Raw genomic sequence first — 5,019 nt, 5'->3', positions numbered from 1 at the left:
GTGAGAAGCAGGGTATTTTGCAGGCCTTGCAGCACCAGGCCTATTCCTTTGATAAAATGATAACGGATGTGCAGCCGGAACGTGAGTTCAGCAGAACACCGCTCTTTAATGTGCTGCTGTTATTCCAGAACCTGGAAGGTTCCACCAGCCTGGAAGGGTTGCATGAGCAGCTAACTGTACAACCTATACCCGTACCCGTTACTACCAGTATGGTAGACCTGGAAATGGAATTCACCTATGAGGGGCCGGCGCTTTTTTTTCAGCTGCGTTATAATACAGACCTGTTTGATGAGGCGCCTATGGAGCGTATGGCAGAGCACTTTATACATCTGCTGGAAAATGCGCTGTCAGCCCCGGATGTAACAATAGCAGCCATTGATCTTTTAAGCCAAACAGAAAAAGAGCAGGTATATAATATGGGCCGCGGGCCGGTGCGTGCTTTACAGCATGCACATGTACTGCAGGCTTTTGAACAATGGGCCGCTGTTAGTCCGCATGCAACAGCCCTGATCTTTGAAGGGCAGCAGCTTTCCTATGGGGAGGTGAACCTGCAGGCCAACCGGCTGGCGCAGTACCTCATCATGGAAAAAGGCGTGCAGCCCGGCCAGCGTTTAGGATTAATGATGGAGCGCTCTGCAAACATGATCATTACCCTGCTGGCCATATTAAAAACCGGCGCAGCTTATGTGCCGGTGGATGCAGCCTATCCACCGGAGCGGGTGTTATTCATAACAGCAGAAGCAGGATTGCAATGGCTGCTTACAGATGAAGATTGTTTACCCCAAACTAACCGTTTAGCGGTAACTGACATATTGCATAACGGCACTGCTGCGGTTAATCCCGGTATAGAAATAAAAGGAGATGAGGTAGCATATATCCTATACACTTCCGGTTCAACCGGGCAGCCTAAAGGTGTAATGATACGGCATGAGAGCCTGGTGAATTATATACAGACTTTTACGCAGTATTTTAATGTAACACCTGCCGACCGGATCATACAGCAATCAGCCCTTGTTTTTGATATCTCCGTAGAGGAAATATTTGCAGCCTTCAGTTCCGGTGCTGCATTAGTGGTTGTGAAAGACGGCGGCCGCAATATAGCCGCCCTTTTACAGGCTATAGAAAAAGAACAGGCCACTATCCTCAGCACTACCCCACTGGTTATAAAAGAAATAAACGCACAGGCCAATCGTGTTAGTAACCTGCGGTTGCTGATCAGTGGGGGAGATGTGTTGAAACCCACGTACATAGATCAGCTGCCGGACAATGTAGCGGTCTATAACACCTACGGCCCTACGGAAACAACAGTATGTGTTTCCTATAACAAAATAACAACGCCGGAAACTGCATCGCTGATAGGCAGGCCCTTACCGGAACATCATATTTACATACTGGATGACGCCTTTCAGCCCGTGCCCGTGGGCATTGCCGGGCAGCTGTATGTGGCCGGCAAAGGTTTGGCTAAGGGGTATGTTAACCCTGCGCTGGACCAGGAAGCGTTCATTCAGCATCCGGCAATACCAGGTGAACGCCTGTACAGGACCGGTGATATGGGCCTGTGGATGGAAAACGGCAGCATCCGTTTCCTGGGCCGCAAAGATGCACAGCTGAAATGGAATGGCTACCGTATTGAGCCGGGTGAGGTTGAGAAGAAGATATTATTATATAAAGATGTAGCCGATGCAGTGGTAACCATTAGTGGCATAGGGGAGCGCAGGCGCCTTACGGCCTACCTGGTAGCGCCGGCCTCAATGGACACAGCTGCGCTAAAGCTCTTTCTGCTGGATCATTTACCAGCCTATATGATACCGGTTGCCTATGTGATCATGGAGCAGCTGCCGGTGAATGTGAATGGTAAGGTAGATCTGAAGGCGTTGCCCGAACCCGCTGACCTCACCACCCTGGAAATGGTATTGCCCGCAGGCAGCACGGAAGCCACCTTGCTGGAAATATGGCAGGATGTGCTAAAACAGCCGCACATCAGCGTATTGGCCGGCTTCTTTGAGCTGGGTGGTAATTCGTTGAAAGCTACCCAGGTGGTAACGCGTATACAGGATCTTTTTGGCGTCAGCATTTCTATGCGTGAAGTGTTAACCCATCCCACTATCAGGAGCATGGCTGCCTGCATTAAAGCAGCAAGGGCAGAAAGCCGGCCGGATCTTGTTCCGCTGGAAAAAGCGGATCACTATCCTTTATCCTTGTCACAAAGAAGGCTTTGGGTATTGCACCGGCTGGAAGTATTGCCGCTGGCCTATAACCTGTGCTGGTCATTTATTATAGCCGGTGAAACAGCAGCCCAACATTTTGAGAACGCACTAACGGAGTTGGTGCAACGGCATGAAAGCCTGCGCAGCACTTTCAGGGACATACAGGGAACACCCTTTATGGTGATCCGGGATCATATACCATTGCCGCTTTCCCGGAAAGATCTGCGGGAGGAAAAGGATACATTGGCCTGGAAAGCCCTGGCCCTGGCTGATTCCAGAACACCCTTTGACCTGGAAAAAGGCCCGCTTTTCAGGGTGCAATTGTTACAGCTGCAAGGGGATGTATACCGGGTGATCTTTACGATCCATCATATTATTACAGATGGCTGGTCAATGGAAGTGCTGTGGAAAGAGCTGGGTATGATGGAATCCCTGCCGCCGCTTCAGGTACAGTATAAAGATTATGCAGCCTGGCAGCAGCAGCTGCTGGCATCAGAAAATATGCAGCCGCACCGGCGCTATTGGTTGTCCCGTTTCCAGGGGCAGTTGCCTGCGCTTACATTTCCCTTTATTAAACATACGCCGGAAGCAGGTTTTGAAGGTAAGAAACTGCAGTTCCCATTGTCTGCCCGCTGGCAGCAGCAGCTTATGCGGCTGTCAAAGGGAAATGATGTAACCCTTTTCACCGTATTGCTGGCAGTATGGAAGCTGTTGCTGTTCAAACTCACCGGGCAGCAGCAAATGATCATTGCCACACCCACAGCCGGCCGGCACCACACCTCGCTGGAAAACCAGGTTGGCTATTACCTGAATATATTGCCGCTGTATACCGCGTTTAATGCAGAACGGTCGTTCAATGCTTTATTGAGCGCAGTAAAACAAACAGTGGAAGAAGCTTTTGCCCACCAGGAGTTTCCGGTAGAAGAGCTGATAGCGCAGCTGGATATGGGCCGGGATATTAACCGCAATCCTTTATTTGATGTAATGCTGGTGCTGCAGAACTTTGAGCACCTGCGTGCAGCTAACCAAACTTTATTACAGCAGATAGAAGAGATAGATAACGGCACCAGCGTAAGCAGCCTGCTGATAGAATTTATTGAGCTGGAACAGCAATGGTTTTTAAGGCTGCGTTATGACACGCGTATCTTTAGCGAAGCGCAGGTGAGCCGCCTGGCCGCTTGTTTTGAATACCTCTGTGAGCAGGTAGCTGCCGATCCTGATATGCCCCTGCACCGCTACAGCCTGCTAACCGCTGCAGAGCAGCACCGGCTGTTACATACCTTTAATAACCCGCAAACAACCACCTATCCTGCAGCTACGGTAATGCCGTTGCTTGAGCAGGCTGCCGCACGGTTTGCAACACAGGCTGCATTGCATGAGAAGGGTACGGTGCTTACTTATCAGCAGTTACAGGAAAGGGTGGCACTGCTGTCCGCACAGCTTTGTGAGCTGCAGGCCGGTGCCCCGGGTAAGCGTATAGGTATTTTACTGGAACGTTCAGCCAACCTTATCATCAGCATACTGGCAGTATTAAGGACCGGCGCGGCCTATATACCGCTGGATACCGAGTATCCCGCAGAGCGGATCCGTTTTATGGTAACGCATGCCGGTGTTGACCTGGTAATTACTACCGCGGCCGGCCTGCATCAGGTGCAGCTAACTGAAACGCCTGTACTGGATATAAATAATATTCAAAGGTCTGCTTCCGTAACGGCAACACCTGCTTATGCTGTGCAGCCGGATGACCTGGCGTATATCATGTATACCTCCGGCTCCACCGGCCGGCCCAAAGGCATACAGGTATCCCATGCTGCCCTGGCAGATTATGTGCAAACTTTTATCCGTTATTTTTCGCTTAACAGCAATGACCGGGTGATACAGCAATCATCACCGGCATTTGATGTTTCCATAGAAGAAATATTCCCTGCTTTATGCAGCGGCGCCACGGTGCTGGTATTACCTGAAGGCGGCCGGGATATTGACCGCCTGTTACAGCTGATACGGCAGGAGCAGGCCACGGTATTAAGCACTACGCCGCCTGTAATAGCTGCGCTGGATAAACATGCTACGGATCTGGGCGCGCTGCGTATCCTTATTAGCGGTGGCGACCGGCTGACCGGCGCCCATATTCAGCAGCTGATAGGGAAGGTAGCTATCTATAACACCTATGGCCCTACGGAAACAACGGTATGCGCTACCTACCACCCCGTGAAAGGGGCAGATGATGCCGCCTGCATAGGCAAGCCTATTCCCAACCGAGAGGTATACCTGCTGAATGAGCAGCAGGAGCTGGTGTTACCCGGTATCGCAGGAGAGATCCATATTGCAGGTGCAGGCCTGGCCAATGGTTACCTGCAGCTGGAAGCAGAAACGAGGGAACGTTTTATACCACATCCCTTTAAGCCGGGCAGCCGCCTGTATAAAACCGGCGACCTGGGAGTATGGGACGAAGAAGGGAATATTTACTTTACAGGCCGGAAAGACAGCCAGGTAAAGATCAACGGTTACCGCGTAGAGCCGGCGGAAATAGAAAAAACATTACTTACGCATACTGCCATACAGGATGCGCTGGTGCTGGCAGCCAGGGATAACACTACTCTCAGGGCATATATAATAGCGGAAGAATTTGAGGCAGCAGCAATAAAGAGCTGGCTTTCGGCCAAGCTGCCCTATTACATGATCCCTGCTGAATTTATACCGCTGGATGCTTTTCCCGTTACGGCCAATGGTAAAACAGATCTAACAGCCCTGCAGGCGCTAACAGCTGCTGAAACAGCTGCTGCGCCGGATACCCTGTGGGAACAGCGGTTAT

At 51.0% G+C, this 5,019-nt stretch carries 1 protein-coding gene; it reads left to right on the top strand.

The features are described from left to right. Positions 1 to 5,019, top strand: a 5,019-nt coding sequence (locus VIM87_RS04055; RefSeq protein WP_331995734.1) for an amino acid adenylation domain-containing protein, incomplete at both ends; no start/stop codon positions are given.

This window comes from Chitinophaga sp. (assembly GCF_036569125.1).
Lineage (GTDB): Bacteria > Bacteroidota > Bacteroidia > Chitinophagales > Chitinophagaceae > Chitinophaga.
This window is presented reverse-complemented; position numbering and strand designations above follow the sequence as displayed.